The sequence below is a fragment of the Hydrogenivirga sp. genome (assembly GCF_056450045.1).
Genome location: NZ_JBWONM010000093.1, coordinates 1 through 11,031 on the forward strand (window position 1 = coordinate 1; position 11,031 = coordinate 11,031).

Annotated in this window: 10 protein-coding genes and 1 pseudogene; 1 reads left to right on the plus strand and 10 read right to left on the minus strand. The window is 52.1% G+C overall.

Annotated features, from left to right (window positions below):
• From AC1HCM_RS03945 to AC1HCM_RS03955, 3 genes are all read right to left on the minus strand, one after another.
• On the minus strand, positions 1 to 1,262 hold a 1,262-nt coding region (locus AC1HCM_RS03945; RefSeq protein ID WP_479460479.1), incomplete at its 3' end, for a heterodisulfide reductase-related iron-sulfur binding cluster.
• Positions 1,263 to 1,323: 61 nt separating this feature from the next.
• Positions 1,324 to 1,761 (minus strand): rubrerythrin family protein, encoded by a 438-nt coding sequence (locus AC1HCM_RS03950; protein ID WP_479460480.1) that lies wholly within the window; start codon positions 1,759 to 1,761, stop codon positions 1,324 to 1,326.
• Between the two features lie 5 nt (positions 1,762 to 1,766).
• Positions 1,767 to 2,909 (minus strand): geranylgeranyl reductase family protein, encoded by a 1,143-nt coding sequence (locus AC1HCM_RS03955; RefSeq protein ID WP_479460481.1) that lies wholly within the window; start codon positions 2,907 to 2,909, stop codon positions 1,767 to 1,769.
• Positions 2,910 to 2,930: 21 nt separating this feature from the next.
• On the opposite strand from AC1HCM_RS03955, the gene uppP reads away from it, so the two are divergent.
• The gene (uppP, locus tag AC1HCM_RS03960) at positions 2,931 to 3,701 is read left to right on the plus strand and encodes an undecaprenyl-diphosphatase UppP (RefSeq protein WP_479460482.1); all 771 of its coding nucleotides are present in this window, start codon (positions 2,931 to 2,933) and stop codon (positions 3,699 to 3,701) included.
• Here the strand turns inward: uppP and AC1HCM_RS03965 are convergent.
• From AC1HCM_RS03965 to AC1HCM_RS03995, 7 genes and pseudogenes are all read right to left on the minus strand, one after another.
• Positions 3,677 to 4,375 (minus strand): SCO family protein, encoded by a 699-nt coding sequence (locus AC1HCM_RS03965; RefSeq protein ID WP_479460483.1) that lies wholly within the window; start codon positions 4,373 to 4,375, stop codon positions 3,677 to 3,679. The genes uppP and AC1HCM_RS03965 overlap by 25 nt on opposite strands.
• A gap of 1 nt (position 4,376) precedes the next feature.
• A pseudogene (locus AC1HCM_RS03970) lies at positions 4,377 to 6,131 on the minus strand (cbb3-type cytochrome c oxidase subunit I).
• 11 nt (positions 6,132 to 6,142) lie between these two features.
• Positions 6,143 to 6,592, minus strand: coding sequence for a cytochrome c oxidase subunit II (locus AC1HCM_RS03975; RefSeq protein WP_479460484.1), 450 nt, complete (start codon positions 6,590 to 6,592; stop codon positions 6,143 to 6,145).
• 308 nt (positions 6,593 to 6,900) lie between these two features.
• Complete coding sequence (locus tag AC1HCM_RS03980; protein WP_479460485.1) at positions 6,901 to 8,514, minus strand: cytochrome c oxidase subunit I; 1,614 nt, start codon at positions 8,512 to 8,514, stop codon at positions 6,901 to 6,903.
• Entirely contained in the window at positions 8,511 to 9,221 is a 711-nt protein-coding gene (gene coxB / locus AC1HCM_RS03985) for a cytochrome c oxidase subunit II (RefSeq protein WP_479460486.1), read from the minus strand. Before coxB ends, AC1HCM_RS03980 begins: the two co-directional genes overlap by 4 nt.
• Complete coding sequence (locus tag AC1HCM_RS03990) at positions 9,221 to 10,021, minus strand: SCO family protein (protein ID WP_479460487.1); 801 nt, start codon at positions 10,019 to 10,021, stop codon at positions 9,221 to 9,223. Before AC1HCM_RS03990 ends, coxB begins: the two co-directional genes overlap by 1 nt.
• Positions 10,021 to 10,800: a cytochrome c oxidase subunit 3 gene (locus tag AC1HCM_RS03995; RefSeq protein WP_479460488.1), complete on the minus strand. Its 780-nt coding sequence runs from the start codon at positions 10,798 to 10,800 to the stop codon at positions 10,021 to 10,023. The genes AC1HCM_RS03990 and AC1HCM_RS03995 overlap by 1 nt, the downstream gene beginning before the upstream one ends.
• Between the last annotated feature and the right edge of the window lie 231 nt (positions 10,801 to 11,031).

An 11,031-nucleotide genomic window follows, 5' to 3' on the forward strand; every position in this document is an offset into this window, starting at 1 on the left:
TCAAGGGGGTGAAGGGGTCTCTTCCCCGTTCCGAGCTCTATCATGTTGCTCGCCAGTGGGCAGTCGGAGACGTAGAGGTCCGCAGGCTGAGCCTTAAGGTCGTCAAAGAGCCTTGAACCAACCTTGTAGGCGTAGTCAAAGGTCTCCTTCTTCACACCGAAGGTCCCGTCATGACCCGAGCATCTGTCCGCTATCCTGACCTTGGTGTTGGGTATGAGCCTCAAGAGGGCTACACCCTTGTAACCAACGTTCAGGGACTTGAGGTGGCAGGGTATATGGTAGGCTATCGTTCCCATGGATACCTTGAAGTCTTTGTTGAACCTTCCCTCCTCGTTCAGTTTCCAGAGGTACTCGTGGACATCGTAAACCTTTTCGGCGACAGCTTTAGCATCGGGGTCATCGGGAAGGAGCAGTGGATACTCATACTTTATCTGCAGGGCGCAGGTGGGTATGGGCACAACTATATCAAAGCCAGCATTGACATAGGGCTTTAGCCTCTCTACGTTCCTCTTTGCCTTCTCCCTTGCCGAATCTATATCTCCTATATCAAAGTAGGGTATTCCGCAGCATTCGTGCTCAGCAAGCTCCATGTAGATATCGTTCTTCTCAAATACCCTGACGAGGGCTATCCCCTTCTCAAGGAAGTTGTAATCAAGCAGGCAGGTTGAGAAGAGGGCTACCTTTCCGTTCTCACCCTTGACCGGTCTTCTGTTCTTCCTAAACCAGCTTACGAAGCTCTCCGTGTTGAAGTTAGGAAGCTTAGCCCTCTGGTCTATACCCATAAAGTTTTCTAATAGGACCCTTACGGGTTTTGCCTCCATAAGGCTGTTCACAAGCCTTGCCTGAGGTCCGACGTTGAGCTTTCCATTGAGATCTGTGTTCACCATCAGCTTATCAAATATGCCAGCACCTTTATTTTTGAACTTTATAGCCTTGTATCTGAGGGAGAGGTGAGGGAAATCTATCTTCCACTCATGAGGGGGTGTGTAGGGGCACTGGAAGTAGCACTGTTTGCAGTGAAAGCAAAGCTCTAAGGGTTTTGCGAGCTCTTGGGTTGTCAGCTTATCAAGGTCGTCATCCTTTGCATCAACGGCGTCAAAGAGGGCAGGGAAGGAGGGACAGAAGCTAATACACATCCTGCAGTCTTTGCACTTGGAGTAAACCCTCTTAGCCTCTTCCCAGAGGGCGTTCTCGTCGTAGAACTTTTGGTCCTTTATATTGAAGTTAAAGTCCTTTACACCACCTATACTTGATTCATACATTCTCTTTCACCTTTTATCTTTCCTTTAGGTTTTACGAAGGGGCGGGAGCGCCCCTTCCCGATCAGGCTGATGCCTTGTACTGCTCTAAAGCCTTCTGGAACCTTCCTGCGTGGGACTTCTCAGCCCTTGCAAGGGTCTCCATCCACTCGGCTATCTCGTCAAAGCCCTCTTCCCTTGCCACCTTGGCAAAGCCTGGGTACATCTCGGTGTACTCGTAGGTCTCACCGGCTATTGCGGACTCAAGCATCTCCTCAAGGGAGTTTATGGGCTTTCCTGTTGCGGGGTCCTCACCGCCGTACTTCCTGAGCATGTCAAGGTGTCCGAAGGCGTGTCCCGTTTCACCCTCGGCGGTCTCCCTGAATATGTTGGCGACATCGGGGTATCCCTGAATGTCAGCTTGCCTTGCGAAGTAGAGATACCTCCTGTTAGCCTGGGACTCTCCTGCGAAAGCTGCTTTAAGGTTCTCAAGGGTCTTTGTTCCCTGTAGGCTCTTGCTCATGGTACTTACCTCCTCCTTTGGATTTTATCTATTATTATATGCAAAAAATTTTCAAGAGGCAATAGAGATTTCAGGAACTCGGGAAGTCCCCTCAGGTACGCCTCCCTGTAGCCTACATCCCCCAAAAGGAGGGAGAGGAACCTGTCAAGGGCGTAGCCCCTTCCCATCCTGAAGGCTGCCCTCTGAAACCTGTAGGCTAAGCTCGCTATCCTGCCGGCGTACACAAGTTCGGGGATAACCTCTCTCTTAAGGAGCTCCCTGTAGGAGGTGAGGGGAGAGCTGGGTGAGGTGGAGATTGAGCGGGCTGCAAGCTTTGCACTCAGCAGAGCGTAGTATATGCCCTCTCCGAGAAGAGGGTCAACGAGGCTCGCCGCATCGCCCACAAGGAGCACCTTTCCCCTACCAAGTTGGGCATCCTCTTCCTTCGTTATGAAGGGTATCATCCAGCCCTTGGGAGTGCTAAACCTTACACCACTAAAGAGCCTGTGGGAGGAGAGGTAGCCCCTCAGGGTCTCAAGGAGGTTTTCCTTTCCGGTCGTTGCGAGCCCAGCCGCTATCCTCTCCCCCTTAGGGAATATCCAGGCGTAGCCCCTCCTGACCACACCTATGTCAATCACCACCCTGTCTCGTAGCCTTCCCTCCGTGAAGAGCTCAATGGAGCGGAAGAACTTCTCCTTCCGGTAGCCAAGACTCCTTCCCACCTTTGTATAAAAGCCGTCCGCACCTATGAGGAAGTCAGCTTCAACCCTTCCCCTGCTTGTCTCAACGATGACCCCTTTCCCTTCCTCAAAGCCAAGGAACTCGGTCTCTTCCCAGAGCTCAGCCCCCTTGTTGAGGGCGTCCTTGACGAGGAAGTGGTCAAAGCTGTTTCTATCTACTATGTAAGCCACCGCCCGAAGGGCGGTCCTCTCAACAAACTCCTCTCCCTTAAAACCCAGAACTCCACCCCTTATCTCGTTTAGAACCTCGGACTCCCAGCCCTCGGGAAGGAGGGAGACTGTCCGGGCGGAGAGACAGCCACCGCAGAGCTTGAACCTCGGAAGCCTTCTCTTTTCAAGAAGGAGAACCTTAGCCCCTTCCTGGGCTAAGACGGAGGCACAGCTCGCACCTCCAGGTCCGGCTCCAACAACGACCGCATCGTACCTCACAGCCTTTATAATTATCTCTCCATGACGCCCGCCGATGCCTTCCTTCTGGGAATAGTTGAGGGGCTGACTGAGTTTCTGCCCGTCTCCTCAACGGGACACCTTATACTCACAGCCCACATCCTCGGGCTTCCTCAGGATGAGTTCACAAAGAGCTTTGAGATAGCGATTCAGCTCGGCTCAATACTCGCCGTCCTCTTCGTCTTCCTTGAGAGGTTCATAAAGAACTATGAGACGTGGAAGAGGATAGTCCTCGCCTTCCTGCCCACGGGTATCGTTGGCTTTTTCCTCTACAAGCTCATAAAGGGATACCTTATCGGGAACGACCTGATAGTGGTGATAAACCTATTCCTTGGGGGGACAGTGCTCATACTCGCCGACAGGTACTGTGAGAGGTTCTGCTACCTGAAAGACATAGATGAGCTCCCCCTAAGGAGAGCTGTCCTCATAGGGTTCTTTCAGTCCCTCGCCGTTGTGCCGGGGGTGTCAAGGTCGGGGGCAACGATAATAGGCGGAATGCTGATGGGATTGAGCAGGAAGAGTGCAGCGGAGTTTTCCTTCGTCCTCGCGGTCCCCACGATGCTTGCCGCAACAGCCTACGACATCCTCAAGACAGGTCCAAGCTTTGAGCAGTCCCAGTGGAATCTGCTCGGGATAGGCTTTGCAACAGCCTTCATAACAGCCTTCCTGACGGTGAAGCTCTTCCTCAGGTTCCTGAACTCCCACGGCTTTACAATCTTCGGTATCTACAGGATGGTCGTTGCACTCCTTTACGCTGCCATCTTCTTGGCGTAGCGGAGGCGGGTTATCTTGACTATCGTGTAGAGTAGTGTTCCCACAAAGCCGAGCATACCCACGAGGAAGAGGTGTCCCCTGAACTTCTCCGGAAGAGCTATCTCACCCCTCGCTATCCTCAGGGCATTGGAGAACTCAAGCCTGTCAAAGCTCACGCCGTACATATACTTCCTTACGACCATATCCCTGTCAAGGAAGACTATCAGGTTCGGGTGGACAAACTCCCTGTTCGGTAGGGTTGCAAAGCGGAAGTCAATGGCGTCAAGGAGCTTGAAGAGCTGGGATCTATCCTTCACTAAGACAACCTTCCAGCTATCCCCCTTCAAGGAGTGCTTTTCTTTGAAAGCCTTGAGGTCTGACACCCTGTCCTGAGGGTCAAAGGTTAGGCTCAGAACGTAAATATCTCCCTCGGTTGAGCTTACCATCTTCTTCAGGCTCTCGGTTATTATGGGGCAGGCTGAGGTGCAGTGGGTGTATATGGGGCTCAGGATTAGGGGCTTTCCCTTGAGGGAGTAGAGATTGAACTCCTTACCCTCCGAGTCAACCAGGATAACATCCGGAAGGGGTTTGCCTAAGGTCCTGCTCTCGTTGGGAGGTATGCCAGTTCCCCCAGTCTGGGCGTAGGAAAGAAGAAAAAGGAAAAAAAGGGGGACGAGGGGAGCCAGAAAACGCATCTCACCTCTCCTCCTTAAGAGAAAGCTTCTCATCCGACTGGTTCTGGGTCTGCTGGAGCTGTTTCAGGGGTATGGGGTACTGCTCGTTGTAGGCGGGCGAGTTGTGGAAAACTCCCCTCTGGGTAACGTCGTAGAGAGGAGGTATGTAGGAGAGGACCGCGAGGACTACAGCGGCAAGCGTCCAGCCCTTGAGGTTGTTCAGAACTGGTGTCGGAGCGTCATGGTAGGCCTGAGCGAGGGGAAACTCAACGGTAGCCTCTCTCACCTTAGGTGCAAGGAGGGTCCCGAAGAAGGCTATCAGAAAGAGAACGAAGCCTATCCCGAGTAGGGCACCGCCGACGACGGAGAGCTGGGCATAGCCCACCCATTCGGGTCTGTAGAGGGGAGAGTCGGGATTAAGGTAGGTGAGTCCGGCGTTCGTCCTCCTGGGAAAGCCTTCAAGGGCACCGCCGACCATCATGGCGTAGGAGAACATGAACATGCCCTGCATCCAGAAGTAGGGTGCGAGGGCGGCAAGACCCTTGAACTTTACATCCGTTCCCCTGAGCTTTGAGACCATGTAAAGGGACATACCAAGGAAGGAGAGCAGAACGAGACCACCTACGGTGGTGTGAAAGTGCCCGGGAACGTAAGCTGTGTTGTGGACGGTGAGGTTCAGGTTGTAAGAGGCGTTAACTATCCCCGTTATACCGCCGAAGAAGAAGAGGACAAGACCCGCAAAGAGGTAGGAGAAGAGCCACTTGTCCCCCTCAAGCCTAAGATAGGGGAGCCTTGTCCACCAGTAGAACTTGGAGTCTCTGACCGATGGGTCCTCAGCCTTTGCGGTGTACTCAAGGGAGGCAGCGACGGTGAAGGCGGTTATAAGGCTTGGAAGGGCGACGCAGAAGGTAAATATGGCGTGTATAAGCTTCCAGGTGTTGCTTATCCCGGGCTCAGTGAACTGGTGGTGAAGACCGACCGGCAGGGAGAAGAGCAGGAACAGGATGAAGGCGAGCCTTCCCGCCGGGTCCGAGTAGAGCTTCCCCTTTTCGGAGGCTATCTTTGGGAGCATGGTGTAGAACATCACGTAGGCTGGGAGAAGCCAGAACTACACGACTGGGTGTCCGAAGAACCAGAAGAGGGTTCTTGCGAGGAGGGGGTTTATCTCATCAACCCAGCCAACCGACAGAGGGAAGAGCTGGAATAGTATCTCAATGGCGACGGGGACTATCATTATAGTCCAGAGCGTGTGATTGACCAGAACTCCAAAGACAGCGAGGGGTATCTTCTGGTCCGGGTTCTCCCTCTTCCAGGCTATGGTGTTGGGAATCCAGTCAAAGAAGAAGGGAAGTAGAGAGCCGACAAAGAGAAGAACAGCACCTATGTAAAAGGTCCAGTGGGCTATGAGGGGTGGGTAGAAGGTGTAGAGAACGGTCGCCTTCTTGGTGAACATAGCCCAGGCTGCCATCAGGGTACCACCCACCATCATCAGCCAGGCGAGCCACTGGACCGCAGGTCTGAGGGGCTTTTTCAGGGCATAGAGCACAACTCCGTTTCCGAAAGCAACAGCGAAGAAGGTTGTAAAGACTATAGCGTTTATAACTCCGTGGAGGGTAAGCCCCTGATAGTAGTCAATACCGAGAAAGGAGTCAGCCCTTATAATTCCAGCCCTGTAGAGAACCTGCATAACGCCGTGGTAAATACCAAAGATGAGCAGAAGCAGTGGGAAGACTATCTCACTCAGGATAATGAACCTTATGCTTCCCTCAACTCTCATAGCCTTACCTCCTACTTAACGACTATCTTTCCCTGCATGGCGTGGTGCCCAACCCCACAGAACTCATGACAGACCACGTGGTAAACTCCGGGCTTCGTGAACTTGTATCTGGCGTAGTTTACTGTTCCGGGCACAGCCATGAGATTCACGGTGGTTCCGTTTACGTGCATACCGTGAACCACATCCGCAGAGGTCAGGTATATGTCCACCGTTGAACCCGCTGGTATCTCTATCTCTGTCTGTCCCTGGTTGAAGTCAAAGAGCCACATCTTAGCGACGACGTGGAGCTCATACCTGCCCTTAGCATGCTGAATCAGCCTTCCCTCCTTGAAGGGCTCTACATCGGTGATGCAGGTGGGAAGGTCAATCTTCAGCCCCTTAGCCGCATAGACTATGAGAACGAAGAAGAACAGAAGGAGCGCAACCGCCGTAGCTATAGCATTCCTCTCAGCTCTGTCCATGGCTCCACCTCCTCAGCCCGCAAAGGCAAGTAAAAGCAGGTATATGAGTCCCCACAGGAAGACGTAAAAGCCCACGAGAAGTCCAAAGAAGCTTATGGCTCCTGATGGAAAGAAGTCCTCCTTTTCTCCCATGGCACAACCTCCTGTTAGTAAGTCCTAACTTTAAAGAAAATTATAGAAACTTCCGAGGAAAGGTCAAGGAGAAAAAACATAATTTTCAGATTTTGAAATCCTTATTTCTCTATTTGAAAGAAGGTGAGGGGCTGAGCGCCCCTCAAAGAGAACGGCTCAGGAGGTTGCTCAAGCTTTTAAAAGACTGGCGGTGCTCCGTATTTATAGGGGTGGTAATCGGGTTCAACCTTAGGATGCTCCTCTCCGAAGTTGTCAACGGGAGCGGGAGAGGGTATCCTCCACTCAAGGGACTGGGACTGCCAGGGGTTGTCGGGAGCCTTCTCACCGCTCAGGAGCCCCTTGATTATACCTATGGTGAAGACGAGAACTCCGAGACCGAGTATGACAGCGCCCACGGTCTGTATCTGGTGAAGGGTCACCCATTCGGGTATGGGTGGATAGTCGGGATACCTTCTTGGATTTCCGAGCATACCGACGACCATCTGGAAGAAGTAGAAGAGGTTCGCTCCTATGAAGGTCAGCCAGAAGGAGAGCTTACCCATCCCTTCGGGATACATCTTCCCTGTCATCTTGGGGAACCAGTAGATTATCGCCCCGAAGAGTCCGAGGGTAAGAGCCATACCGAGGACGTAGTGGAAGTGTCCAACTATGAAGAGGGAGTCAGAGATTCCAAGGTCTATGGCGACCATAGCGTTGGGTATTCCGGTCAGACCACCTATGAGGAACATGAATATTCCGCCGAGGGCGTAGAGCATGGGAGACCTGAGGATTATCGCCCCTCCGTGAAGTGTACCCATCCAGTTGAATATCTTTATGCCCGTGGGAACGGCTATAAGTATCGTCGTGTAGGACATTATCACCCTTGCCCAGTCGGGAACACCGGAGACAAACATGTGGTGTATCCAGACCTCAAAGCTCAGAAGGGTTATGCCCCACACGGCGAAAATCATGCTCTTGTATCCGAAGAGGGGTCTCCTTGCGAAGGTGGGAACTATCTCAGAGAAGAAGCCGAAAACTGGGAGTATCTGAACGTAGACAACAGGGTGGGAGTAAAACCAGAACACGTTCTGGTACAGGAGCGGGTCACCTCCTTGTGCAGGGTTGTAGAAGTTGGTTCCGAGGTACTTATCAAGGAGAAGCATAGTGACAGCACCCGCAAGGGAGGGAACGCCAACGAGCTGTATGACGTTCGCAGCTATAAGCGTATGAACGAACATGTTGGTGTTCCAGAAGTGAATACCGGGTGCCCTCATCTTTATGTAGGTGGTTATGAAGTTAACGGCGGTCGCTATGGAAGATATACCTATCAGGTGAATTATGAAGACGTAAAGAGCCGTAACACCAGCATCCCCGCTGGCTGAGTAGGGTGGGTATCCGGTCCACATCATCTTTATATGGTTTCCGGGTATCAGGGTCAGGAGGACAAGGACGCTCGCTCCGAAGAAAGCCCACCAGCTGAGGGCGTTCAGCCTCGGGAAGGCAACGTCCCTTGCCCCTATCATCAGCGGAAGCAGGAAGTTACCAAAACCACCTATGTGGGAGGCTATAGCCCACCAAAGGAGCAGGACAGCTCCATGACCTGTCAGGAGGTAGTTGTAAAAGTCGGGGGAGACCAGCTGCTGTCCGGGGACTGTCTGTTCAAACCTAATGACGAGACCAAAAAGTCCGGCAACGAGGAAGAAGATATAGGAGGTGGTAAGGTACATCAGTCCTATCTTCTTGTGGTCGGTTGTAAAGAGCCACTCCTTAAAGCCGGCTCTCAAGTAAGGCACCGAGATAGCCTCTCTCATCTCACAACCTCCTTCTTTATTTCAGACTTGGCGAGGTTTGTTTCCCCCTTCAGCCAGAGGGCAAACTGCTCTGGAGGAACCACCTTGAGCTTGGTAAACATGTGGGAGTGCCCCGTACCGCAGTACTCCCTGCAGAAGATCCAGTACTCCCCGGGCTTGTTTATCTGGAACCAGAGGTGGGTTATCCTTCCGGGGACCATATCCTCAGTTATCCTCGCTGGCTTGACGTAGAAGGAGTGGATGACATCAAGGGAAGTCAGAAGTGCCTTCACGGGCTTGCCCGCTGGGACGACTATCTTCTGGTCCTCCGGAACCTCATAGCTGTTGGGGTTAAAGGATGTTACTACGGTCTTGATGGTGTTTCCCTTCTCATCCAGATACTCAGCCTGCCACCCCCACATGAAGCCCGTAACCTTTATGGTCATGGCATCGGGAGGGGCAGTCCTTTGCTTCTTAAAGACCGCAAAGGAGTATGTTGCGAGAACGAGGACTATTATCGTTGGAACTATCGTCCAGAGGGCTTCAAGTCCCCAGTGCCCGTGCTTTTCGTGGTCTCCAACTTCCCTCTCTCCAGGCTTGAACCTGTACTTCATGATGAAGTAAAGCCCGGGGACAGCAACCACTATGTAGATCACCACCGCCACGACCAGCCAGACCGTAACGGCGTCGTACCACCACTTAGCAGGGTATGCAAGCACCTGCTCCATCATGACACCTCCCTTTTGAGAAACTTACTTGATGCAAAAGCTATCAGGACCACACTGCCGAGGGCTGCAAACCCTATCCCCCCGAATATGATCGTCGGGTTAACTACAAAGGTGCTCCTGCTGGGGTCGTAGGTATAGCAGACGAGGAGTGCTAGGTCAACGACCGAGTTGGTGGTTATCCTTCCACCCTCAGCCTCGGCAAGGGATATCCTTATGTCCCTCTCCTTGGGACTTACCCCGAAGAGATACCTCGTTATCCTACCATCTGGTGCGAGGAATATGTAAACGTTGGGGTGGACGAAGGTCTTGTCCCTTTCGGAGTAAAAGAACCTGAAGCCCACGCTCCCCATGAGGGTCTCAATCTCCTCCTTTGGTATTAGACCGAATACCCACTGAGCCGTAAAGGGTCCGTGGGATTTCTTGAACTTCTGGAGGGTCTGAAGGCTGTCCCTCTCGTCAAAGGAGAGAACGAGCACGTTGAAGTCCCTGTTTCTCAGAGATTTCTCTCTCTTTATGAGCTTGTTAAGGTTGTCTATCCTTATGGGACAGGAACCCTCACAGGTGTAGTAGGAGGGGAGAAGTATCGTCGGCTTCTTGGAGATAAGCGTGTAAAGGTCAACCTCCTCTCCGCTCTCAAGGATGACCTTGGAGTTGGCTATGTAGTTACCCAGATACCTCTTCTCATCTATCTTCAGGACAGAGGGGTCAAAGAAGTCCTTCCGGAGAACGTTCGCAGAGCCCACAGCCTCGGCGAGGGCTAAGGACATAGCGGTAAGAAGGAGCAAGAGAACTCTTCCCATCATATCCCTGCCGTTCCCACAAGATACGCCGTTCCAGCAACGAGCATCCACATGACATCAACGAAGTGCCAGTAAGCGGAAGCTGCCTTCATCAGAGTCGGCTTGTCCTTGTTCATCTTACCACTGGCAAGAAGCCACATGACGTAGAGCTGGGTTATCAGACCCACCAGAACGTGGGAGGTGTGAAGACCCGTGAGAGAGTAAAAGCCTGTTCCGTAGGCGTTGGCGCTCAGGGTAAAGCCCTCATGCCACAGGTGTATCCACTCCCTCACGTGAAGGACTACGAAGAGGGCACCTAAAAGAAAGGTGAGTCCCGTCCATGTAAGCGCCTTTCCGTTATCACCCTCCTCTTCAAGGGCAAGCTCAGCCTTGAATATGGTGAAGCTTGAAGCCCAAAGTATAAGGGTGAGCAATCCAGCCATTCCAAGGCTTATACCCTCCGGCACCCACTTAGCCCATTCGTCCGCGTGGGCGGTTCTTGCGGTCCAGAAGAAGGCAAAGAGCGTTCCGAAGATGACCAGCTCAGAGAGTATGAAGGTGAGGATCCCCAGCCAGCCGAAGCCTTCGTCCTTCTCAACCTTGAAGTGCTCATTAGCCCATCCTGCAGCACCGACGAGTATGAGTACGAGGGCAACCCCACCTGTTATCAGACCGGGCATCTGCCAGCCATAGTGAAAGAACATCGTGAAGGCTATCGGCACGAGCAGGGTACCTATACCGATCGGGAAGGGCCAAACGCTGACCTCATGGTGCGGATGATGAACAGCTCCCTGTGCCATCTCAATCCCTCCTTAGCGTAAACATAAACTTACAAAAATGATTTAAATCAGCTGAAAAATATCATATAGCAGAGGTTTAAGAGGTGCAAGGTTTTTATTTTAAAAAATGATTTTAATGTCAGTTTATTTCATTTAATAAGCATTTAGGGGTCTAAAGAAAGTTAGTTAGTATGTATTAACAAATAAACAAAGCTCAAAACATAAGTAATTAATAGCCCTTGCAATTTCAAG

Bases quoted from the DNA above. Each gene is read 5' to 3' on its own strand.
- AC1HCM_RS03975 (WP_479460484.1), bottom strand. From the start codon at position 6,592: ATGGACAGAGCTGAGAGGAATGCTATAGCTACGGCGGTTGCGCTCCTT.
- AC1HCM_RS03990 (WP_479460487.1), bottom strand. From the start codon at position 10,021: ATGGGAAGAGTTCTCTTGCTCCTTCTTACCGCTATGTCCTTAGCCCTC.
- uppP (WP_479460482.1), top strand. From the start codon at position 2,931: ATGACGCCCGCCGATGCCTTCCTTCTGGGAATAGTTGAGGGGCTGACT.
- AC1HCM_RS03965 (WP_479460483.1), bottom strand. From the start codon at position 4,375: ATGCGTTTTCTGGCTCCCCTCGTCCCCCTTTTTTTCCTTTTTCTTCTT.
- AC1HCM_RS03995 (WP_479460488.1), bottom strand. From the start codon at position 10,800: ATGGCACAGGGAGCTGTTCATCATCCGCACCATGAGGTCAGCGTTTGG.
- AC1HCM_RS03980 (WP_479460485.1), bottom strand. From the start codon at position 8,514: ATGAGAGAGGCTATCTCGGTGCCTTACTTGAGAGCCGGCTTTAAGGAG.
- coxB (WP_479460486.1), bottom strand. From the start codon at position 9,221: ATGGAGCAGGTGCTTGCATACCCTGCTAAGTGGTGGTACGACGCCGTT.
- AC1HCM_RS03950 (WP_479460480.1), bottom strand. From the start codon at position 1,761: ATGAGCAAGAGCCTACAGGGAACAAAGACCCTTGAGAACCTTAAAGCA.